At 66.3% G+C, this 21,177-nt stretch carries 21 protein-coding genes; 6 read left to right on the top strand and 15 right to left on the bottom strand.

What is annotated here, in order from left to right; translation table 11 throughout:
- Positions 1-122 precede the first annotated feature (122 nt).
- From DQG15_RS06180 to DQG15_RS06190, 3 genes are all read left to right on the top strand, one after another.
- Positions 123-1,148 (top strand): substrate-binding domain-containing protein, encoded by a 1,026-nt coding sequence (locus DQG15_RS06180; protein WP_370454160.1) that lies wholly within the window; start codon positions 123-125, stop codon positions 1,146-1,148.
- Between the two features lie 76 nt (positions 1,149-1,224).
- Positions 1,225-2,277 (top strand): ABC transporter permease, encoded by a 1,053-nt coding sequence (locus DQG15_RS06185; protein ID WP_232830720.1) that lies wholly within the window; start codon positions 1,225-1,227, stop codon positions 2,275-2,277.
- Entirely contained in the window at positions 2,274-3,044 is a 771-nt protein-coding gene (locus DQG15_RS06190) for an ATP-binding cassette domain-containing protein (protein WP_116083563.1), read from the top strand. Before DQG15_RS06185 ends, DQG15_RS06190 begins: the two co-directional genes overlap by 4 nt.
- Positions 3,045-3,172: 128 nt before the next feature.
- Here DQG15_RS06190 and DQG15_RS06195 read toward each other — a convergent pair whose 3' ends face one another.
- The 4 genes from DQG15_RS06195 to DQG15_RS06210 are packed head-to-tail and all read right to left on the bottom strand — an operon-like array spanning position 3,173 to position 6,203.
- Positions 3,173-4,060: a glycosyltransferase family 2 protein gene (locus tag DQG15_RS06195; protein ID WP_116083565.1), complete on the bottom strand. Its 888-nt coding sequence runs from the start codon at positions 4,058-4,060 to the stop codon at positions 3,173-3,175.
- Positions 4,057-4,647: a trans-aconitate 2-methyltransferase gene (locus DQG15_RS06200; protein WP_232830721.1), complete on the bottom strand. Its 591-nt coding sequence runs from the start codon at positions 4,645-4,647 to the stop codon at positions 4,057-4,059. The genes DQG15_RS06195 and DQG15_RS06200 overlap by 4 nt, the downstream gene beginning before the upstream one ends.
- Complete coding sequence (locus tag DQG15_RS06205) at positions 4,631-5,308, bottom strand: PIG-L deacetylase family protein (RefSeq protein WP_116083568.1); 678 nt, start codon at positions 5,306-5,308, stop codon at positions 4,631-4,633. Before DQG15_RS06205 ends, DQG15_RS06200 begins: the two co-directional genes overlap by 17 nt.
- Positions 5,301-6,203 carry an acyl-CoA dehydrogenase gene (locus DQG15_RS06210; protein WP_116083785.1) on the bottom strand — a complete coding sequence of 301 codons (903 nt, stop codon included), beginning with the start codon at positions 6,201-6,203 and terminating at the stop codon, positions 5,301-5,303. Before DQG15_RS06210 ends, DQG15_RS06205 begins: the two co-directional genes overlap by 8 nt.
- Before the next feature lie 654 nt (positions 6,204-6,857).
- On the opposite strand from DQG15_RS06210, the gene DQG15_RS06215 reads away from it, so the two are divergent.
- Together DQG15_RS06215 and DQG15_RS06220 are read left to right on the top strand one after the other, a co-directional pair.
- Positions 6,858-7,100 (top strand): AbrB family transcriptional regulator, encoded by a 243-nt coding sequence (locus tag DQG15_RS06215; RefSeq protein ID WP_255415099.1) that lies wholly within the window; start codon positions 6,858-6,860, stop codon positions 7,098-7,100.
- 2 nt (positions 7,101-7,102) lie between these two features.
- Positions 7,103-8,077 (top strand): D-2-hydroxyacid dehydrogenase family protein, encoded by a 975-nt coding sequence (locus tag DQG15_RS06220; RefSeq protein ID WP_116083571.1) that lies wholly within the window; start codon positions 7,103-7,105, stop codon positions 8,075-8,077.
- 69 nt (positions 8,078-8,146) lie between these two features.
- Here the strand turns inward: DQG15_RS06220 and DQG15_RS06225 are convergent, their stop codons facing one another.
- From DQG15_RS06225 to DQG15_RS06270, 10 genes are all read right to left on the bottom strand, one after another.
- A complete protein-coding gene (locus DQG15_RS06225; protein ID WP_116083573.1) occupies positions 8,147-8,917 on the bottom strand; it encodes an SDR family NAD(P)-dependent oxidoreductase in 771 nt (256 codons plus the stop codon).
- 23 nt (positions 8,918-8,940) lie between these two features.
- Entirely contained in the window at positions 8,941-10,413 is a 1,473-nt protein-coding gene (locus DQG15_RS06230) for an FAD-dependent oxidoreductase (protein ID WP_116083575.1), read from the bottom strand.
- A complete protein-coding gene (locus DQG15_RS06235) occupies positions 10,413-10,883 on the bottom strand; it encodes a nuclear transport factor 2 family protein (RefSeq protein ID WP_116083576.1) in 471 nt (156 codons plus the stop codon). The genes DQG15_RS06230 and DQG15_RS06235 overlap by 1 nt, the downstream gene beginning before the upstream one ends.
- A gap of 73 nt (positions 10,884-10,956) precedes the next feature.
- A complete protein-coding gene (locus tag DQG15_RS06240) occupies positions 10,957-12,435 on the bottom strand; it encodes an aldehyde dehydrogenase (RefSeq protein ID WP_116083578.1) in 1,479 nt (492 codons plus the stop codon).
- A gap of 33 nt (positions 12,436-12,468) precedes the next feature.
- Complete coding sequence (locus DQG15_RS06245; protein ID WP_116083580.1) at positions 12,469-13,605, bottom strand: zinc-dependent alcohol dehydrogenase family protein; 1,137 nt, start codon at positions 13,603-13,605, stop codon at positions 12,469-12,471.
- A gap of 16 nt (positions 13,606-13,621) precedes the next feature.
- A complete protein-coding gene (locus DQG15_RS06250; RefSeq protein ID WP_116083582.1) occupies positions 13,622-14,434 on the bottom strand; it encodes an N-acyl homoserine lactonase family protein in 813 nt (270 codons plus the stop codon).
- Positions 14,435-14,459: 25 nt separating this feature from the next.
- Positions 14,460-15,770, bottom strand: coding sequence for a TRAP transporter large permease (locus DQG15_RS06255; protein ID WP_116083583.1), 1,311 nt, complete (start codon positions 15,768-15,770; stop codon positions 14,460-14,462).
- Positions 15,770-16,285, bottom strand: coding sequence for a TRAP transporter small permease (locus DQG15_RS06260; RefSeq protein ID WP_232830722.1), 516 nt, complete (start codon positions 16,283-16,285; stop codon positions 15,770-15,772). The genes DQG15_RS06255 and DQG15_RS06260 overlap by 1 nt, the downstream gene beginning before the upstream one ends.
- An 89-nt stretch (positions 16,286-16,374) precedes the next feature.
- Positions 16,375-17,439, bottom strand: a complete 1,065-nt coding sequence (locus DQG15_RS06265; RefSeq protein ID WP_157968918.1) for a C4-dicarboxylate TRAP transporter substrate-binding protein — start codon at positions 17,437-17,439, stop codon at positions 16,375-16,377.
- Positions 17,440-17,506: 67 nt separating this feature from the next.
- On the bottom strand, positions 17,507-18,367 hold the full coding sequence (locus tag DQG15_RS06270; RefSeq protein WP_116083588.1) for an alpha/beta fold hydrolase: 861 nt from the start codon (positions 18,365-18,367) through the stop codon (positions 17,507-17,509).
- 75 nt (positions 18,368-18,442) lie between these two features.
- On the opposite strand from DQG15_RS06270, the gene DQG15_RS06275 reads away from it, so the two are divergent.
- On the top strand, positions 18,443-19,429 hold the full coding sequence (locus DQG15_RS06275) for an Ldh family oxidoreductase (RefSeq protein ID WP_116083590.1): 987 nt from the start codon (positions 18,443-18,445) through the stop codon (positions 19,427-19,429).
- A 276-nt stretch (positions 19,430-19,705) separates the two neighbouring features.
- Here DQG15_RS06275 and DQG15_RS06280 read toward each other — a convergent pair whose 3' ends face one another.
- Positions 19,706-21,166 carry an MmgE/PrpD family protein gene (locus DQG15_RS06280; protein WP_116083591.1) on the bottom strand — a complete coding sequence of 487 codons (1,461 nt, stop codon included), beginning with the start codon at positions 21,164-21,166 and terminating at the stop codon, positions 19,706-19,708.
- Positions 21,167-21,177: the final 11 nt, after the last annotated feature.

Raw genomic sequence — 21,177 nt, forward strand, 5'->3', positions numbered from 1 at the left:
GCTCATCTCATCGGAGGTTCCAGGTGCAGATCCGGCCCAATCCAGGCCAGATCCCCGCCGCCGGCTACCGCCGAGGACGTTACAGGGCGCATTCCGCGGCCTGCATCGAAGGGAGGATCCAAATGACCAATATGAAACTGTTCGGCTGCGCGACCCTTGCGCTCGGGCTGGCACCGTTTGCGGCGTCGGCTCAGCAGCAAGACGTCTCCGCCTGTCTCATCACCAAGACCGACACAAACCCGTTCTACGTCGCCATGAAGGAAGGTGCGATGCAGAAGGCCGAGGAGCTGGGCGTGAAGCTCAACACCTATGCCGGCCGCATCGATGGGGACAGTGAAAGCCAGATCGACGCGATCGAGACCTGCATCGCCAACGAGGTCGACGGCATCCTGCTCGTGCCCTCGGATACCCGCGGCATCGTTCCGACCGTAAAGCGCGCCCAGGACGCTGGAATCATCGTCATCGCCCTGGATACGCCACTTGATCCACTGGACGCCGCCGACGGCACGTTCGCGACCGACAACTTCGCGGCAGGCCAGGCGATCGGCGAGTGGACCGCGGCTCAGCTTGGCGACGATTTGGAGAATGCACGGATCGGCCTGCTGAACGGTCTCGTCAGCCAGTCGAGCGTCGGTGTCTTGCGCAATCAGGGCTTCCTCGACGGTCTCGGCATCGAGCTCGCCGACCCCAATGTCTGGGGCGACGAGGAGGATCCCCGGATCTCCGGCAACGACGTCTCGCAAGGCAGCGAGGAAGGCGGACGCACCGGCATGGAGAACCTTCTCCAGCAGGACCCGAACATCAATGTCGTCTATGCGATCAACGAGCCCGCCGCGGCCGGCGCCTATGAGGCCCTTCGCGCCCTCGGGCGGCAGGACGACGTGATGGTTGTCGCGGTGGACGGGGGCTGCCCGGGCATCGAGAACGTCAAGGACGGCGTCATCGACGCGACCGCCCAGCAGTACCCGCTGCGCATGGCGTCCGAGGGCATCCAGGCGATCGCCGATGCGGTCCGTGACGACGCCCCCATCGAGGCGACCGAGGGCAAGGACTTCTACGACACCGGCGTCAACCTCGTGACGGGCAATGAGGCCGACGGCGTCGAGTCGATCACGCCCGAGGAAGCCAGCGAGATCTGCTGGGGCTGACGTCCAGCCAAAAAACTGGCTCCGCCCGGACGCACCCGGGCGGAGCCGCGTGGCCAGAGTATCGGGGGGAGAGATGATGGATCAAACGCACCGGGAGGAGACGGAGCCGTCAGAGGACTTCGCGCAGTTCGAGCCGCAGCGCCGCGGGTGGCTCGGGAAGACGCTCTACTTCATCCATACACACCCCGCCATCATCCCGCTCGCGGTGCTGGCAGCGGCGATTGTTGTCTTCGGCCTCGTTCTTGGGACGCGCTTCTTTTCTCCCTTCTCACTGACACTGGTGCTTCAGCAGGTCATGATCGTCGGCATCGTGGCGATTGCCCAGACACTGGTGATCCTCACCGCAGGGATCGACCTGTCGGTGGGCGCGATCATGGTTTGCTCTTCCGTCGTCATGGGACAATGCACCTTCCGCTACGGACTGCCTCCGGAAATCTCGATCGTCATCGGCCTGGCCTTCGGCACGCTCTGCGGGCTGGTTTCGGGCATCCTCGTGGCCATCGTTCGCTTGCCGCCATTCATCGTGACACTGGGGATGTGGCAAATCGTGCTTGCGGCCAACTTCCTCTATTCGCGGAATGAGACGATCCGCTCCCAGGACATCGCCGACCAAGCACCGATCCTGCAATTCTTCGGCCGCAACATCGAGGTTGGGGGCGCGGTCTTCACCTACGGCGTCATCGCGATGCTGATCCTCGCGGCAGTCGTGCACTACCTTCTGACTTGCACCGCCTGGGGCCGGCACGTCTACGCGGTAGGTGACGACCCCAAGGCGGCCGAGCTCGCGGGGGTCCGCTCGCGCAATGTCCTTCTCACGGTGTATGCGGGATCCGGGCTGATCTGCGGCTTCGCCGGCTGGACGCTCATCGGCCGGCTGGGGTCGGTCTCGCCGACCGCGGGGCAGCTCACCAACATCGAGACGATCACCGCCGTGGTCATCGGGGGGACCTCGCTCTTCGGAGGGCGCGGCAGCGTTATCGGCAGCCTCTTCGGAGCGCTGATCGTCGGCACCTTTTCCATGGGCCTTCGCATGGCGGGAACCGACCCGCAGTGGACCTACCTGCTGATCGGCGTACTCATCATCGTAGCCGTCGCCTTCGATCACTTCGTTCGGAGGGCCGCGGCATGACCAGCGATTTCCTGATGACTGCCGAGGGCATCACCAAGACTTACGGCCGTGTTGTCGCGATGGACGGCGTCGACTTTGACCTGCGCCGGGGCGAGGTTCTCGCCGTCATCGGCGACAACGGGGCCGGCAAGTCCACCCTGATCAAGGCGCTCTCCGGGGCGATCGTGCCCGACAGCGGCAGGATTACCCTCGACGGCAAGCCGATCCGCCTGCCGAACACACAAGCTGCGCGGGCGCTGGGGATCGAGACCGTATATCAGGACCTCGCGCTCTCGCCTTCGCTCTCGATCACGGAAAACATCTTCATGGGACGCGAGCTGCGTCGGCGGGGGCCCCTCGGCTCCGTTCTGCGAATGCTCGATCAGGAGCGGATGGACGAAGCCGCCCGCCGGGAGCTCCGCGAGCTCGGCCTGCTGACCATCCAGGACATTCGCCAGCCCGTCGAGACGCTCTCGGGAGGCCAGCGGCAGGGCGTGGCCGTGGCCAGGGCCGCAGCTTTCGGCTCCAGCGTCATCATCCTGGACGAACCCACCGCGGCGCTCGGGGTGAAGGAATCCCGTCAGGTCCTGCAGATCATAAAGGACATTCGCGATCGGGGGATCTCGATCATCCTGATCAGCCACTCGATGCCACATGTGTTCGAGGTCGCAGACAGAATTCACGTTCATCGCCTGGGAAGGCGTCTCTGCGTTCTCGACCCGGGGGACTGCACACCCTCGGATGCAGTCGCATACATGACGGGCGCGAAGAGCTGGGAAAACACCTGAAGCCTTGTCGAAGGGCTTTGTGACGCGAAGCCTGCCTGGGTTTGCGATCGCAAGTCCAACAAAACGGCCGAACATAACGTCTAGCCAACATCAACCGGTCCTGCGTGGCGCCGACTTTGGCGCATCCCTCAGTTCGGGGCGGGTATCGCACATACCTCACTTTTTCCGCCGCCGCCCTCCTGGCTCTGCAGCCTTGCGATCGCAACGTGCAGCTGATCCCTCAACCCGCGCATTTGCGTGATTTCGCGGGCGAGTTGTGCTGGATCGGCGGCACGAGCAAGGATGGTCGCGGCCATCCCTCCCGGCGCTCGCCCCGTCAGGCGGCACGACGCCGTGACGACAAGATTCCAGGGCCGTGCGATCCGCCCCCCCAAGGCTTCGATCCGCGTAATGATCTTGCGATCCTCGTGGCAGGGAATGGCGCTGAAGCCACCTGCGGACAGGTAGGTCCCCGTGCGGAAGGCAAGGCTCGCCCCAGGCGTCTGTCCATGTCGCGGAAGGGGATCGTGAGGGCTGGGCGCTTGCAGGCCGTCGAGCTCGGCCTGCAGGGCGGCAACCGCGTCTTCCAACATGCCATGATGCTGCACCATGTCGGGCAGTCGCGCGAATTCGGCCGGGTCCGGCACGACCCTGCCGCAAACGACGTCCGCCACCTGCAGTCCTTTCCGGACACACTGCGCCCAGCCGGGCATTACGGTACAGTCGGCGTCCGTGGTGGCGAGGATCGAAGCCCTCGGGGCCGCTTTGAGCGCCACCTCCATTCCCAGCCGACGGGCTTCGCCGACGCCGTTCGGAAGGTTTCCGGCATCCAGCACGGCGACCGGCAGGTCGGTGAAGGCATGTGCGATCCGGACTGTGTCGTCCGTGCAGCCGTTGGCAATGACGATGACGTCCACATTCGTACCGCGACACAGTGCGGACAGGGCGAACGGCAAGCGCGAGGCTTCGTTCCGCGCCGGTATGGCCACGATCAGGCCGCTGGCGCCCCAACCGGGCGGCAGGTGCAGCGACGTCATGGCGCGCGCCTTTCCAGCGGCCCGAAAAGGTCGATCCGATGCCGAGGATCGCCGGGTTGCGCCGGGACCATGGGGCGGAGCGTCGCGGCGGCGAAGCGCTGCAAGGCGTCACACCCCTCGAGCGGGTTTCCGGACGGCCCGAGCCACGTGACAGCAAGCACCTCGGCGCAAGGCCAGCGCCGGTCCAGCTGTTCGGCAAGGAGCGTCAGTCCGGCCGGATCGAGGAAGTAGAGAATTTCCGAAAGCACGATCAGATCAAACGGGCCCGGCGGCAGATCGCAGGGCAGGAACGCCTCGAGGAAGGTGCCTTCCGGCACGGAGACGCGGGCGGTCTCCAGCGCGCTCTTCACGGCATCGATCCCGGTATAGGCCGCGCTGCGCTGGATCAGCCTGCGGGCCAGTTCCCCGTTGCCGCAACCGATCTCGAGGGTATGAGCGTAGCGGGCGAGTGGCAACGCGGCGAGCGTCGCCTCGAACCGCCTCTGTTCATATGTCGACGAGCGGAAGTTCCACGGATCGTCCGATTGGGCATACAGATTTTCGAGATGCGAAAGAGTGACGGCCATGGCGCTATCCGCTTCGCTCATCGTAGATTTCGGGACCCTGGGCGAACATCTCGGCAAAGCCGGCAGGCATCGTGAAACCGTCCGGATCATCGAAGATCACGTGGCCCTGCTGGCTGGCATGGGCTGCGATTGCGCGTGACTTCAAGGCCGCGTCCACTGGGTAGGTGATGCGCCGGGTGCCAGGAACCCTGGGGGCCTGTCCGCGCCCGAGCCAGCGCGACCAGATCGGATAATACAGCAGATGCAGCTGCGGATGTCGTGCGCGAAGGATCTCGGCGATGGCGGCCGTCGTGACATGGTCGCAATGGGGATCAAGGGGCGATGGGGCAATGAGAATGCGGCAGCCAAGCCCTTGGATCAGGGCTTCAAATGCCCGGATGACAATGTCCCGGGGCACGTCGTGCAGGGCCGCATCGGGATAGCGCAGGCAGGTCAGATCCGTCCTCGGATCGCCACCAAGGATCGATACGGCGTCGGCCAGCTCGCGGGCGCGGAGTTCGGTGAGATCAAGCGCGCTCCTCGGATGCGAGGCCGCCCCGTCGGTCAGGCAGACCACGTGGGCGGGTTTTCCGCTCTGCCAGCGATCGGCCAGCAGCGCACCGCATCCCAACACCTCGTCGTCCGCGTGGGGGGCGAGGATCAAGCACGGCGTGTCACCCGACAGATCGACCGCGTCATCCATGCCAGACGTCCGACAGCGGTCCCTTCCGCGCAAGGAGGATCCGTCCGGAACGTTGCTCCATCGCGTCTCGAGCGACCTGACGACAATAGGTCGCCAGATCGCGCGCGATCCGCCCCGTGTCCGAACCGCGCGCGAAATGCGCGAGCCCGACGCTCCTTTCCACCGCGGCAATGGTGTCCTGCGCAAGCTCTTCGGTCAGCAATCGGGCCTGGATCGACAAGGCCACCGCACGCTCCGGGTCATTGCTGCCCGACGGCCCCTGAGCAACTTGCGCAGCTTTTTCGATCAATCCGAACGCGGCCAGCGACCTCCCCAGAAGTGGGGTCAGCCGGGAGATCTGAGCCTCTGTCTCCAGCCGGTTCAAAGCGGAGAGGTAATCCCGCGCGGCGCCGATCAGACCGAACGTGCCCCCCAGCTGAAGCGCGGCGATGCGCCAGACACCGCCCACGAAGCTCGGCTCGATGTGATAAGCGCCCGCCTCGCCGATCCATGTTGGCGCCAGACCTGCTAGATCGACGTCGCCCGACACCGTCGCTCGCATGCCGAGCATGTCCCAGGTTTCGGGATGATGCCGGGCAGGATCGGTCACGTCGACCAGTGCCAGGCGGCATGCGCCATCGTGGAGTACCGTCACCAGCGCGTCCGTGACGATCCCGAGGCCCGACGCATATCGCTTGCGTCCTGACAGAACGGCATCGCTCAGGGTCACCGGAGGATCGCCGTCCGCCCCCCATACACCGAGGATCGCCCCCGCCGGTGCGGAGCCGGGGGCATGACGCTCGACCAGCTGACGGGCGTTCACATGACCTTCGCACAAACGCGCAAGCGGTAGATTGGCTTCGGCAAGGGCAACGAGGGAACGGGCAAGATCGACGGGGTGGTCGTCATCCAGCATGCCGCTGTTCAGCACCGCCCGCATCGTGCCGTCCAGCGATGCTCCGGCATCTTCGGCCGGGGCCGCGTCGCGACAAGTCGCCAGGATTGATGTTCTGAAATGCAAGGAAGGCCGGTTGCGCACCGTCTGATCCAGTCGCGATTAGCGGAGCACTACGACCTGCCCGAAGGTTGCAACGTTCCTTGGCCTACTTGCGTTCCGAGAGCGAGACGTTCGGCACGCCTCCATCCGAGGGGGGGGCATTAAGAGGCGCAGATCAACCTCAAAGCACATATCTTATCAGCAGTATAAATGCTTTAGGCTGATGGCGGAGGAGGTGTCCGTCACAGCGCCATGCGACTGACGTATAAAACATTGGTTTTAATACATTTTTAATGGAGAAACGTCAGCAAAGTGTTATGCAAGTTGTTTTGCAATACACCGTTGCCCTCGGGCGACCGTCGTCGGCATCAAGGGCGGCGAACGTATCGGTCATTCGGCGCCTCGACCCTCGGGCTGCTGATCGTTTGACGGTGCTGGCGCAGACCAGCATCCTCGAGCCCCCACGCCGAGGCGGTGAACATCGCGCAGTTCCTCATCAGCGCGAACATCGGCGGCGTCGGCACCATACCGCGGGAATTGCTCCGCGACGTCCTGTCGGGCATCTTCTAGGTATTGATTCTCGCTTGCCTCGCCGCCTCCATGATCGAGGTCGTTATGCAGGCGGGCTTCACCGACCCCGTGGAGGGTTTTGTTGCCCTAGTGCGGGGCGGCCATTCCGAGATGACGGTGCTTGCGATCATCGCCGGCGCCGACCTCGGCTGTATCGTGGCGCACCATCTGCTGCGCCTGCTGATCGTGATCGCAGGCGCGCCGCTAGTCGCGCGCCTGCTCGGCGTGAAAAAACTGGAGACCTGATCATGCGAGTCCATATCCTCGACGACTGGTTCGATACGCTGCGCGGCCTGCCCAGCTACGAAAAGATGGCCGGGCACGACGTGACCGTCTGGACCGACCGCGCCGGCTCCGAGGACGAGCTGGTTGAGCGGGTCGCGGACGCCGAGGTCTTGGTGCTGATGCGCGAACGCACGAAGGTAACGGACAGCCTGGTGGCGCGCCTGCCGAACCTGAAGCTCGTCAGCCAGCGCAGCGTCTGGCCGCATGTTGACGTGGAGGCCCTGACCCGGCGCGGCATCGTGCTCAGCTCCAACCTGCACAGCGACAGCCACTGCGCGGCGGCGGCGGAACTGACCTTCGCGCTGCTGCTGAACGCCGCGCGGCAGCTTCCGGCCCAGACCGCGGCGGCGCGCGAAGGCCGCTGGCAGATCGGCGTCGGCAAGACCCTGTCGGGCCGCACGCTCGGGATCTACGGCTACGGGCGGATCGGCCGGGCGGTTGCGGGCTACGCTCGCGCCTTCGGCATGAACGTGGTCTGGTGGAGCTCGGAGGCGGGCCGCGAACGCGCCCGCGCCGACGGCGAACCGGTGGCCAAAAACCGCGAGGCGTTCTTTTCCGGGTGCGATGCGATCTCTCTGCACCTGAGGCTGAAGCCGGGCACGCAGAGCGTCGTCACGAAGGACGACCTGATGCAGATGAAGCCCGACGCGATCATCGTGAACACCTCACGCGACGGGCTGTTCGCACCGGGTGCGCTGAAGGAGGCGCTGGACGCGGGGCGGCCGGGCTGCGCGGCCCTGGATGTCTTTGACGAAGAGCCGGTGACGGATCCGAACCACCCGCTCCTGGGGCACCCGCGCGTCATCCCCACGCCGCACATCGGCTACGTTACCGAGGAAGAACTCGATGTGCATTACCACGACATCTACGACCAGGTGAACGCCTTCGCCGAGGGAGCGCCGATCAACGTCGCCAATCCCGAGGTCCTCGGGCGCTGAGACGCGCCCGGGTGCGCCGGCGCAGCACAGGTCGCCCCGGCGCCCGTAAGCTTCGGGACGGGCCTGGGGTCAGCGGAAGCCGCCTCCGCCGCTGACGTAGACCGGGTCCGCGGTCATGAACTGGCAAGCGTCCGAACACAGGAAGAGCACCAGCTCGCCAAGCTCGTCGGCCTCGGCGTTGCGCTTCATGGGGATCGCCTCGGTCAGCGCGCGCGACATCTCCTCGCTCGTGCCCGAGGACGCCTGGAACTGCGTGTTCACCGCCGCGGGAGCGATCGGGATGCAGCGGATGTTGCGGTCCGCGAATTCCCGCGCGACTCCCAGCGACATGGTGACCACCGCCCCCTTCGCCGCGGCGTAGTGCACAGAGGTCCCCGGTCCGCCGCGCTTGTGCGCCATGCTCGCGACGTTGATGATGGTGCCGCCCCCGGCCGCGATCATGTGCGGCAGCACCTCCTGCATCCCGTAAAACGTGCCGCGTACGTTCAGGTCGAACGAGGCGTCATAGAGCGCGTCGTCTACCTCGAGAAAGCCGCAGCGCTTGAGCGCGGAGCCGGCGGAGTTGAACAGGAAGTCGATGCGCCCGAAACGCTCCATGCCTGCGTCGACGAAGGTGCGAACGTCGGCGCGCTTCATCACATCGCACCGCGTCGTGACGGCTGCGCCTCCCTCGGCCTCGACCATCTCGACGGTCTTGGCGAGCCCCGCCTCGTCGATGTCGCCGCAGATCACGTTGGAGCCCTCGCGCGCGAAAATCACCGCTGCAGCGCGCCCGAGCCCGCTCGCCGCGCCGGTGATCGCGATGGTCTTGCCTTTGAAGTAGTCGGGTGTCCGTGCCATGTCTTTCCTCGTTTCCGCGCCGCTCAGGAGGCCGCGCGCTGGGTGTCGTTGCGATGCGTGACCGCGTCCTTGCCGGCGATGCGGCCGAAGACGGCGCCACGCAGAACCGAGGTCGCGCCGGTGTAGCGGCCGTAGTAGAGGCCCATGGTCTCGCCCGCCGCATAGAGTCCCCCGATAGCCCGCCCGTCGTGGTCGACCACCCGCGCGGCGGTGTCGCAGCGCAGCCCGCCGAAGGTGAAGCAGTTGGCGGAACTGATCGGCCAGGCGCGGAACGGACCGCGCGCGATGGGCCGCGCCCAATTGGACTTGGGCGGGTCGAGGCCCTCGGTCGCCAGACCGTCCAGTTCCAGCGGGCTGAAGTCGCCGTCGCCGCAAGCCGCGTTGAAGCTCTCGACCGTGTCCGCCAGCGCCGCCGCCGGCACGCCGATCTGCGCGGCCAGCGCGTCGAGTGTCGCCGCTTCGAAGGGCTTTTCCGACGACCGGACGGTGCGCTGCCAGTTCGGCACGTCGTCGAGCCCGGCATCTGTCACAACGTAGGCGACACCGCCGGGCAGACGGTTGATGATACGGGCGATGTTCTCGTAGATCGCGTCCACCGCGTCCGAAGCCTCGTCCACGAACCGCTTGCCGGACTGGTTGACGAGGATCCCGTAGGGGAAGTTGAAGACGATAGCTTCGGATTCGCCCGAGCGCGGGTCGATCGGCTCGGCGTGGTACTCGCTGAAGTCGCCGCAGGGCGCCGCGCCTGCGTCGAGCGCCATCTGAACGCCCTCGCCGCGGTTGTAGTAGCCGCCGCGTGCCACGGGCCGGATGTACCGCGCGGCAGGGCCGTAGTAGCGCGCCTGCATCTCGGAGTTTCCCTCGAACCCGCCGCAGGCCAGAACCACGCAACCGTTGAAATGGATCGGTCCCTGCGACGCGGACAGCGCCCGGAGGCCGGTGATCTGCCCGGTGTCGGGATCGGTCACGAGCCCGCGCGCGGTCGTCTCGTAGTAGAACGTGACACCGAGTTCCTCGGCCGCCGCCGCCAGCGCGTCAATCAGCGCTTGGCCGCCGCCGACGGGGCTGATCCGCGTGGTCGATTGCGTGATCAGGTAGCTCGGCATCTCCGAGAAGGTGACGCCGTAGCTCTTGAGCCACGACAGTGTCGGCCCCGCTTCGGCCGCGAGCGTGCCGATGATTTCGGGGTCCGTGAACGACAGCGCCTTGAGAATTCCGGGCCAGTCCTCGTGCGGGCGCATCGTGTCCTGAATGAGCCCGGGATCGAGGTGGAAGCCGGAATTGGCCATGAAATGCTCTTCGAAGTCGTCGGACACCTCGTCCTCGGACTTCATGCGCATGAAGGCTTCGGTCCAGCGGGTGTTGCCACCGCGCTCGTCCGGCGTGGCGCGTTCCAGCACCGCGACGCGCGCGCCGGTCTCGGCCGCAGACACGGCCGCCGAGAGACCGGCGATACCGCAGCCCGCGACGATCAGGTCGTAGCTTTCCACAGTCATCATCCCCTCCCTTCCCCGGAGACCCAACTCGTGAAGCCGAGCTGCGTCGGTGCCGGGGTCTGATCCGCATCCGACCGGCGCTGCGCGAGCACCCAGCGGCCCTCCTCCTGCACCAGCCGGTCGGTGTAGACGCTTTGCAGAAGCGCCTGCGGCGCTTCGCCTTCCTTCACCCCGAAGAGCAGGATGTAGACGGAGCCCGCGACGCTGCCGTCGTCCTGCTGTTCGAGCAGGACCTGGTTATTCCAGTGCCGTGTCTGCACGCCGAGGTCGATCCAGCGCGCATAGTGATCCACGGCGAAGTCCGAGAGTTCGGTACGGCCGTTGCATTCGCCGAAGGTCGACGACAGGTAGCGGCCCTTTTCGGCGTAGCAGTTTGCCCAGCCCGCCCCGTCGCCACTGTCGATGGCGCGCGCGTAGCGGGCGTAGAGTTGATGGATCTCGATGTAGTCCTGAACCGACGGCGTGATCATGACGCAAAGTCCTTCCGGAATGGCTCCGGGCGGCGCCTCCCGCGCCGCCCGGTCTCGGTGTATCGACTGACGATCAGACCTTGATCGCGAAGGGGTCGCGCTCTTCGTCCGAGTAGTCGATCATCACGTTCTTCGTGTGCAGGAACTCCTCGAGCGCCACGACGCCCCGCTCCTTGCCATAGCCCGAGTCGCGGTAGCCGCCGAAGGGCGCCATGACCGAGGCCGCGCGGTAGGTGTTCACCCAGACCGTGCCGGCCGAGATCGCGTTGGTCATCCGCAAAGCGCGGCTGAGGTTCTGCGTCCAGACGCCAGAGGCCAGCCCGTACTTGGTGTCGTTGGCGATCGAGACCGCCTCTTCCTCGGTGTCGAACGGGATGATCGACAGTACCGGGCCGAACACCTCTTCCTGCGCGAGCGTCATCGAGTTCTTCACGTCCGTGAAGATCGTCGGCTCGATGAAGTAGCCGTTGCCCAGGTGGTCGCCCTTGGCCGCCTGCCCGCCGGTGGCAAGGTTGGCGCCCTCGGTCTTGGCGTTCTCGATGCACTCGAGGATGCGCTTGAATTGCGGCTCGTTCGCCGCCGTGCCCATCTCGGTCGCGGTGTCCAGGGGATCGCCGAGCTTGATCTGCTTGGCCCGTTCCACGAGCCGCTTCGAGACCTCGTCGTAGGCCCCGCGCTGTACCAGGAGCCGCGAGCCCGCGATGCAGGTCTGGCCGGTCGCCGCGAAGATCCCCGCAAGCGCGCCGACGGTGGCCTTGTCGATGTCGGCGTCCTCGAAGATGATGTTCGGGGACTTGCCGCCCAGTTCCAGTGTCACCGGCACCAGTGCCTTGCCGGCATCCGCCGCGATGATGCGTCCGACCGCCGGGCTGCCGGTGAAACTGACGCGGTCCACCCGGCCGCTGGCGAGCAGCGCCTGGCCGGTGCGGTAGTCGCCGGTCACGACGTTGAAGACGCCCGGCGGGAAGCCGGCTTCCTTGACCAGCTCCGCAAACTCGAGCGTCGTGACGGACGCGTGCTCGGAAGGCTTCACGACCACACAGCAGCCCGCCGCAAGCGCAGGGGCGAGCTTGTTCGACAGAAGCCCCATGGGGGAGTTCCACGCAGTGATCAGGACCGCCACGCCGATCGGCTCGCGCTTGGTGAAATCGAACACGTTGCCCTGATCCAGCGGGATCGTGTTGCCGGTCAGCTTGTCGGCCATGCCGGCGAAGAAGCGGTAGGCACGCGCGGCGAAGCCCATCTGGCTGCGCGTCTCGCGGATCACCTTTCCGTTGTCGGTGGTCTCCATCCGGCCCATCTCGTCGGCGCGCGCGTCCATGAGATCGGCCAGCTTGTGCATCAGCTTGGCGCGCTCATAGCCGCTGGTCTTGCTCCAGTGACTGTCAAAGGCCGTCCGCGCGGACGAGATGGCGTCGGCCACCTGGTCGGGGCTTGCCTGCGACAGGCTTGCCCATTCGCTGCCGGTGAAGGGGTTGATCGCCGGGAACCTCTCCTGGTTCGCGGCCTCGACGTGCTCGTTATTGATGAAGAGCGGGTATTGCTTGCCCATGTCAGTGGCCTTTCGGTTTGTCTTGTTCCGGTGTCACGCCGCCGCGCGGGGGCGCAGGGTCTGCCGCACGACCTTGCCCTGCGAGAGCAGGTCGAAGCCGCGATTGAGGGTGTCGAAGCTCACGTCGCCAGTGCGCAGCTTGTCCACGGGAAGCCGCCCGGCGAGGTAGAGATTCATGAAGAGCGGGATGTCGCGCTGGGGGACGCAACTTCCCATGTAACTGCCGCGGACGGACTTCTCGTCCGACACCATCGGCGCGTGCTTGTAGGCGACGGTCTTGGAGGGGTCTGGCAGGCCGCTGCTGATCGCCGTGCCGCCGCGCCCCAGAAGCGAATAGGCCGCCTCCATCGCGGGGATGGAGCCCGCCGCCTCGAAGGCAAAATCGACGCCGCCGCCAGTCAGGTCGTGGACCTCCTGCACGGTGGTATCGGTTCCCGCGACGATGCCGTGATCGGCACCAAGGGACCGGGCGAGTTCCAGCTTCTCGGGCGACAGGTCGACCGCGATGATCGGGTAGGCCCCCGCCGCGACGAGACCCAGCAGCATGTTGAGCCCGACGCCCCCCAGGCCCAGCACCGCCGCGCTGCGGCCCGGGCGGATCTGGGCGGTGTTGAAGACGGCACCGACGCCGGTGACCACCGCGCAGCCGAACAGCGCCGCGATCTCGAGCGGCACGGCCTTGTCGATGGCGATGAGGCTGTTTTCGGAGACCACCGCATATTCAGCGAAGGTCGAGAGGCCGGTGTAGTGATGGATCGGCGTGCCGCCGCGCGACAGGCGGCGGGCGCCGGATTTCAGCGTGCCCTCGGCCCGCGCCTGCCACGACGAGGTGCACAGGTTCGGGCGGCTGTCGGCGCAGTAGCGGCATTCGCCACAGCTCGACACGAAGACCGCGACGACGTGGTCGCCCGGTTTCAGGCGGGTGACGCCTGCGCCGACCTCTTGCACGATTCCCGCCGCCTCGTGGCCCATCACCGTCGGCACCTTTCGCGGACGCAGCCCCTCGATGGTGGACAGGTCGGAATGGCACAGACCCGCCGCCGCAATCTCGATGAGCACCTCGCCGGGGCCGGGACCGTCGAGGTCCACGTCCTCGATCACCAGCGGCTTGCTTGTTTCGTAGGGTGCGGGAAGGCCCTGCTCGTGCAGGACGGCGGCAGTCATCTTCATGCGTGGAATCCTCCGGTCACGCGGAAATCGGGTCGAGGTCGAGCCGCACGGCGTCGCCGTCGAGCGTGCCCGACACAGGCGGATAGCGGCGGAGCACCGCCGGATCGTGGCCGGGCACGACGTGGTCGGGGCTGTCGGCAAGCTCCAGGCAGCGGTCCCAGCCGGTCACCATGTCCTGGAAGTTGAAAAGCACCGGGAACGGGTTGCGGTCGCGGTAATTGGCGTAGAAATGCGTGGCGTCCGACGCGAGCACGACCCAGCCCCGCCGGGTATAGACCCGGACCACCTGCATGCCGGCGGAATGCCCGCCGACCTCGTGAACGCTGACCCCCGGCGCGATATCCCGGTCGCCCGAACTGAAGCTCACCCGCCCCTCGAAGAGCCGCCGCACCACCGTGCAGACGTCGTCGGCAAGGAAGAACGCGTTGATCGTCGGGTCGGCCATGTCCTGGCTGGTGACGTTGCGCATCTCGGCGTGGGTCAGGTGCACCTGTGCACGGTCGAAGGCGTCGATGTTGCCCGCGTGGTCCCAGTGCAGATGAGTCACGATCACGTCGTCGGCCTGCTCCGGCGAGACATCGAGCGCCGCCAGCCCCTCGACGGGCGAGCGGATGAAGACGTGGCCGCGCTGCTTGCACTTCCATTCGCGCGAGCCGGTGTCGACGACAATGGTGCGCTCGGCGTTGCGGATCACCCAGACGTAGAAGTCCATTGGCATCGCGTCGTGAACGTCCGCCGTCGCGCAGTGCAGGCAGTTGTGGAACCGCTTGCGGTCGGGGCTGGTGGCGTAGCGGACCGCGTGGATCTCGTAGGTGTCGGGGTTCGTCATCTGGCCTCCTCCTCCGGGGCTTCGGTCATCGCAGCATCAGCGTCGGCAGGATCAGGACGATCTGCGGGAACGCGATAAGGATGGTGAGCACCACGATCTCGAGGAAGATGAAGGGCAGCACCCCGCGGAATACGTCCTTGATGGACACCAGTCCGCGCGTCGTTCCCGCCACCACGAAGAGGTTCAGGCCAACTGGTGGCGTTATGCACGACAGCTCGATCAGCTTGACCATGATGATCGCGAACCAGATCGGGTCGTAGCCGAGGCCGGTGACGATCGGGTGCACGATGGGCACCGTCATCACCATCATCGACACCGGGTCCATGAGCATCCCCAGCACCAGGTAGATGCTGATCATGACCAGCAGCAGCACGAAGGCCGAAAGCTCCATCGCCTCGATCCCGGTCAGCACGTCATCGACGAAGCCGGTGATCAGCAGCAGCCGCGAGAAGGCAAGCCCGCCGATCACGATGAAGAACATCACCGCGGTGGTCGAGGCGCTGTCAGCCATGGCCTGGCCGAAGGTACGCACGTTCATGCGTCGCATCACTATGGTGACGAGCAGCGCCGCCATGGCCCCCACCGCGCCCGCCGCCGAAGGCGAGACAAGGCCCGAGTAGATGCCACCGACCACGATGAATGCGATAACGAGGATCGGCCAGACGGTCTTGAGGCTGCGGATGCGCTCGCCCAGCGGGAAGCGGCGGTCGGACGGCGGGGCCCAGTGCGGGAACACCCGCACGAAGATCATGATGCCGATGATGTAGATGACCGCGGTCAGCAGACCGGGGAGAACGCCGGCGATCAGGATCTGACCGATGGATTCGTTGGTCAGCACGCCGTAGAGGACCATGGTGATCGAGGGCGGGATCATCGCGGCAAAGGTGCCTGCCGCGGCGATCGAACCGGCCGAGGCGGCCTTGTCGTAGCCGAGCTTGATCATCTCGGGCAGCGCGATGCGGGTAAACAGCGCAGCGCCCACGATCGTCGAGCCGTTGATCGCCGAGAACCCCGCCGAGGCACATGTCGTGGCGAAGTAGAGCCCGCCGCGCATCCGCGCGAGCCACATGTCCGCCGAGCGGTATATGTCCGAGACGATGCCCGTCGATCCGGCGATGATGCCCATCGCCACGAAGGTCGGGACGGCGGCGAAATTGTAGGAGCTCGCGGTCGCGAACGGGAGCGTTGTCAAGGTTGTAAGCGTGAAGCCCGGTCCGACGCTCGCCCAGAGACCGACGGCCGAGGCCGAGATCATCGCGGCGGCAACAGGAATGCCGAGCGCCATCAGGGCGAGCATCCCGAAGATGCTTAACAAGGCTATAGAGAAAGGATCCATCAGTCGCTTTCCGACGTACCGGTTTCAGGGTCGGTCGCGATCGCGCGAAGTTCGAGATCGGGCCAGAACAGGGTGAAGACGAGCTGCCGCGCGGTCTCCACGGTGGCGATCAGCAGGCCGATGCTGGCGAAAATCTTGGCAAGCCACACGGGCACCCGGACGGAGCCCGAGGACACCTCGCCGACGGCGTAGGCCCGGTGCGCCCCTTCGTAGCTCTGCAGAAACAGCAGGCCGAAGGCGCCCAGAGTAAAGACCAGCGCGATTATGTTCAGCGGACGCTCGGTGACCTTGGGCAGGTTCTGGATCACGATATCCACGACCACGTGGCGATATTCACGCTGCGCGAAGGGCAGCGCGAGAAAGATCGTGGCCGCAAGCAGCGACTCGGTCATCTCGACGGAGCCGAGCAGCGGATGTCCGAGGATCCGCCCAACTGTGTCCCAGGTGCCGATGACGACGATCGCCGCCACCGAAACCGCTGCGAGGGCGAGCGCGCCCCGGGTGATCCAGCCCATGACCCGGCTGATCAAGACCGGGGCCCCCTGGGGGGACCCCGGCGTCATGCTGGGGTCCGCGCCGGGATGTCGTAGCGAACCGTCTTCAGTCACTGGCTTTCGCCCTCGGCGCTCATGGAGCCGCCAATTTCTTCCATGACCTGTTTGGTGTCAGCGACGACGCTTTCCGCCTGCTCGCACATGTCACGCTCGCACATAGCTTCCTGCCAGGTGGTCAGCATGTCGGGGAAGCGGGCGTTCAGCTCTTCCTGCTCGCTGAAGGTGATCTCTTCGGCGCCGGCGTCGCGGGCGTCGGCCATGTGCTGTTCGGCCAGCTTGTCGAAGTTGCCCTTCTCGAACTCGATGGCCACATCGTAGGCTTCGGCCATGATGTCCTTGAGACTCTGCGGCCAGCTGTCCCAGTTCGCCTGACTGGTGAAGGACGAATAGGCGGCGATGGCGCCGAAGTTGATCGTGCTCCAGTAGGGCGCGACCTCGTAGAGCTTCAGGAAGCCGGCGTTCTCGACCGGGTTATAGCCGCAGTCGAGGCTGCCGCGCTGCAGGCCCTCGTAGACCTCGCCCAGCGTCACGCTGACCGGCACCGCACCAAGCTCCTGCATGACGTAGGGCGGCCAGTCGCCGAAGGTACGGATGCGCAGGCCCTGCAGGTCGTCGATGGTCTCGACCGGCGTGGTGCACTGTAGCCGGTAGGGCGGCAGGCCGTGGACGAGGACAATCTTGAGGCCGTTGTCCTCGAGCTCTTGCTGAACGGCGGCGTTATTCTCGATCTGGTATTCTTGCACGTCCATGGCGGTGGAGGCGTCCTGCCAGGTCATCGGCAGGCTGTTGGTCAGCCCGATCATCGGCCACTGAGCGGGATAGTAGGTCGGCGGGAAGCTCGCGAAATCGACGGCGCCGGACTGCGCCAGCTCCATCAGCTCTGCCGGACCGCCAAGCGAGCCGTTCCAGAAGAACCGGATCTTCACCTTGCCGTCCGTGCGCTCCTCGATCTCTTTCGCGAAGAGCTGTTCGGCCTGCGCCGAGCCCCAGGCGTCGGGCGCGAAATGTGCCCAGCGCAGCGTCATTTCAGGAATGTCCTCCTGAGCAACGACGGGCCCAGCTACCGCGGCGGCGCTTACAAGCGCAGTCGCGCAAAGCAGTTTCGACAGTTTCATTCTGACCTCCTCCACAACTGTAGACATTTTACAGTTGGCATTTTTTGTAACACGTCTGCGGTATCGATCAAGTGTTGTCGTCGGGCTCTCCCAGAAATTCTTCCAGGCAGCCGACAAGGTCTTGCGCCTGCCATTCGAGTGTCACGCCGTCCCCGTTCGGCGCAGAGATCTCGGCCAGCCTGGCATTCGGGATGAGCGCGCAGACCGGCGCACCCTGTCGGCCGATCATCTCGTCCTCCTCGTCGGTGACGATCTCGATCAGAAGGGTCTCGACCGGGATCCGGGTGTAACCCTGGCCAAGGTCGTAGGCGGTATTGGCGGCGTAGAGCCGCGCCGATCCCTCTGCCCCGTCGATGGCGTCGAGCGCCTGCCGACGGGCATGGCGCCGCACCTCATCCGACGACGCAGCCCCCGGCTGGGTCCAGGCGGAGGACACCGTGGAGAGCGTACGCATCCACTTCTCGGCCGCCGCGGCAACGGGATCGTCGATCGCGGCAAGCGCTGTATGGGGCGACGTGAACTTTGCGATCGCCGCGTTACGCGCATCGCGGTCCGCGATAATGCTGTGGCTCTGACCGGCCAGGACGAGGCGTTTCACGCGGTCCGGCGCGCGGACGGAGAGTTCGGTCGCGATCTTGTTGCCGGAGTGATGCCCGTAGACATCCGCGCGCGCGATCCCCAACGCGTCGAGCACATCGACGCAGAGATCGGCAAGGTCTGCCATGCTCGCGCCCTCGGGCATCGAGTCGGACAATCCGAAGCCGGGAAGGTCGATGGCGATCGCGCGGCGGGTCCGGCCAAGAAGCGGGAGCGCCTCGAAGAACATGCGCGCGGACTGTCCGGACTGGTGAATCATCAGAAGCGGCGCGCCCTGCCCCTCTTCGTGGCAGCAGACCTGCCCCATCCTCGTGTCCACGAAACGTCTCATGACTCCCCCCCTTTACGCAAACTGTCAACAGTTTACTATCTTCTGTCAATGCACGGAATTTGAGGGAGGACGGACATGAAACTGACGCTTGAAGAAGCGCGCGCCATGGTGGTCGAGGCGATGCTGGCGGTAGAACATTCGCCCGAGGAGGCCGAGATCATCGCCGACCACCTGATGGACTGCGAATTGCGCGGACAGGATTACGGCGGGCTGGCGCGGGCGCTGTCGGTGATGGAGCGCATCCGCAAGCGGCCCGAGGGGCGCTACCCGATCCGCGTGATCAAGGAGACACCGGTATCGGTGCTGCTCGATGGCGGCGGCCAGGCGGGCTACCTCGTCGGGCATCGCGCGACGACCATGGGGCTCGCAAAGGCCGCCGAAAGCGGGATCGCGGTTGCCGGCCTGACCAACACCTGGTTCACCGGGATGTTCGCGCACTACATGGAAATGGCCACGCAGCGCGGCATGATCGCTATGGCCGCCGGCAGTTCGGATTGGCGCGTGGCGCCCGCGGGCAGCTCAGAGGCGCGCTTTGGCACGAATCCGATCGCCTTCGGCTTTCCGGGCCGCGACCGGCCGGTGATCATGGACACCGGCGTGGCGTCGATCATGATCTCGGAGGCCACGCTGGCGCGCCGGCTCGGGCAAGAATTGCCGGAGGGCATTGCGTGGACGGCCGACGGCGTACCGACCCGCGATCCGGCCGAGGGCCTCGCGGGGGCCTTCGCCGTCTGGGGCGGTCACAAGGGGTCCGCGCTTGGCACGATGATCCAGTTGTTTGGCCTGCTTTCGGGATCGCAACTGCGGCCGGACCCACTGTCGGACTGCTCACTGTTCCTGATGTTCATGTCGCCGGACTTGCTGATCGGCACCGACGCGCTCCGCGAGCATGTGGACGCCTACGCCGACGAGGTACGCGGCGCGAAACCGTTGGACGGCGCCGGCGCGCCGCGAATGCCCTTCGACCGGTCCTATGACGAGCGCGAGGCGCGCCGCGCCTCCGCAGAGATCGAGGTCGCCGACCACGTGATCGAGGCGCTCCGCGCCGCGATCGCCGCCTAGACCCGGCGACATCGAACGCATCGTGCCAGAGGGGAGCCCGCTAAGCCCGACGCCGCGCCGATCTTCGGCGCCCGTCACCGGGCCGACCCCCACCGGCCCGGCGATGCGCATCCCCCTCGAACCGCCGTTCGCGAGCAGTCAGGGCGCGACCGCCACACCCTGCCCCAAACCGCAGCACCGCCGCGCGCCAAAGGCCGGGACGGTGCCCCGGGCGCAACGGAAACGGGCCACCCCCTTTCGGAGATGGCCCGCGTCGGCGTCAGAACCGGTTGTAGGTCAGGGAACCCACTGGGTCTCTGCGAGCCGGTCGGCATCCTCGCCCGTCGCAGCCGAGATGCGTTCCTTCTCGGCCTTCACGGCGGGGGCCAGGAGCATTCGTCCGAGCGCGGCCATGTCGGTCACCGACTCGAAGGTCTCCATCCGCTCGAACAGCGAGAAGATGCGGTCCTCAGGCAGCGCGCGCTTGGCGCAGTCCTCGAACTTGTCCTCCAGCGCCGAAGGCGCGGCCGGCATGGTCCGCCCGCCGGCCATAAGGTCGTCGATGCGCTTTGAGAGGTGCCGCCCGTCGGTGGTCTCGACCTTCACCTCGGCCGCCCACTGTCCGTCGGTGCTGTCACCCATCTCGGGATGTCCCTTGGCCACGAGCTTGTCGAGCAGTGCCGCGATGCGCGGCTCGGCGATGCGGTCCTCCTCGAAGTCGCGCAGCGTGACCGCCCCGTCCGCCAGAGCCCGCGCCACCACGTACTGCACCGAAAACTTCGCCTGGAGCGCGGTCCTGGGGTGCGGCGCGTCGGTGTGCTTGAGCCGGCGGGGATGCGGCAGCACCTCGATGCGAACAATATCGTCGGCCGTCAGACCCTCGTCCTTGCGCAGGTCGAGTGCCGCCGCGATGGCTGCATGTGTGGAGCCGCAGCAGGGCCAGAGCTTGAGCGCGAGACCGTCGTCCTCGAGCTCCCACGGCGCGCTCCATCCCTCGAAGAGTTTCTCCGCGTCGTAGTTGCCCGCGCCGTTGAACACCTCGAAGAAACCCTGGTCGTGCTCGAAGGCGCGCGCGCTGGCGGTGTAGCCCTGCCGCGCCAGCAGTGCCGACAGCAGGCCCGCCCGCGCGCAGTTGCCAATGTGCAGCGGCTTGGTCATCGTGCCGAAGTTGGCTTTCAGGCCCGCCGACTGAGACGCTGCAATGGACAACGCCGTCGCTGTCGCGTCCTCGTCGAGTTTCATAAGGCGCGCGCAGGCTCCCGCGGCGGCGATGGTGCCAAGCGTGGCCGTCGGGTGCCAGCCCTTGTCGTAGTGGTGCCAGTGCACCGCGCGGGCCAGCCGAATCTCGGTCTCGACCCCGGCGGCATAGGCGGTAATGACCTCCCGGCCGGATTTGCCCTCGGCTTCGGCCAGCGCGAACAGCGGCGCAACCAGCGGCACCGACTGGTGCCCGCCGAAGACCGACGAGAAGTCGTCGTAGTCGAGCGCATGGGACGCGGTGCCGTTGATCAGCGCCGCGTCGAGCATCGAGACCCGTTTGGCGCCGCCGATCAGCGCGGACGGGCCGTCGTGTTCAGCCACGCCCGGCGTGGCGAGGAGGAGCTGCACGCAGTCCTCCCCGGCCCCAGCGAGCGTCACGCCCACCGTGTCGACGATCCCGATGACAGCACGGGTGCGCGCCTTCGGGCTCAGGGCGTCGTGGGTGACGGCGCGGATGTTCCGCGCCAGCCGTAGTGCAATCGGATCGGTGTCCGCCATGAGGTGTCCTC

Source organism: Tropicimonas sp. IMCC34011 (assembly GCF_003390865.1).
Classification (GTDB): domain Bacteria; phylum Pseudomonadota; class Alphaproteobacteria; order Rhodobacterales; family Rhodobacteraceae; genus Tropicimonas_B.